Origin of the sequence: Bradyrhizobium campsiandrae, assembly GCF_014529705.1 — a bacterium.
GTDB classification, from domain to species: domain Bacteria; phylum Pseudomonadota; class Alphaproteobacteria; order Rhizobiales; family Xanthobacteraceae; genus Bradyrhizobium; species Bradyrhizobium campsiandrae.
The window spans coordinates 1-425 of record NZ_JAANIH010000229.1 but is presented as its reverse complement, the minus strand read 5'-3'; the positions used below and the strand labels follow the sequence as shown (position 1 = coordinate 425).

Genomic DNA, 425 nt, shown 5'->3' with positions numbered 1-425 from the left:
CGCGTGCATCCACTGGGCCAAGCAGATCATGGGTGACGAAGAGATCATCCAGGAGCAGCATCCGGTCAATTCCGATGCCGCTGATCGTAAGGAGTTCGCCAAACAGTGGCGTATTGGCGCTGAACAGTCGGGACTTTCTCGACGTAAACTCATCGGTGGAGCTCTCGGCGGCGCCATCGGCATCATGGCCGTACCGGCTATCGTCACCCTCGCTGACCTGGGTCCCAGGCCTGGACCGGGAACTCGTCGCGCGACGATCGAACGGACCATCTGGGCCGAAGGTGTGCGGCTGGTCAACGACGTCACCTACCAGCCCATCAAGGCCTCCGATCTAGAGATCGGCCAGCTCGTCAACGCTGAGCCCGAGAACCTCAAGGAGCTTGAGGGAGTTGAGTTCCAACGCGCAAAGGCCAAGGCTGCCATTC

General features: G+C 60.7%; 1 protein-coding gene. It reads left to right on the top strand.

Annotation, left to right across the window (positions count from 1 at the left end; genetic code table 11):
• Positions 1-28: 28 nt before the first annotated feature.
• On the top strand, positions 29-425 hold a 397-nt coding region (locus G8O24_RS47210), incomplete at its 3' end, for a hypothetical protein (RefSeq protein WP_244646419.1).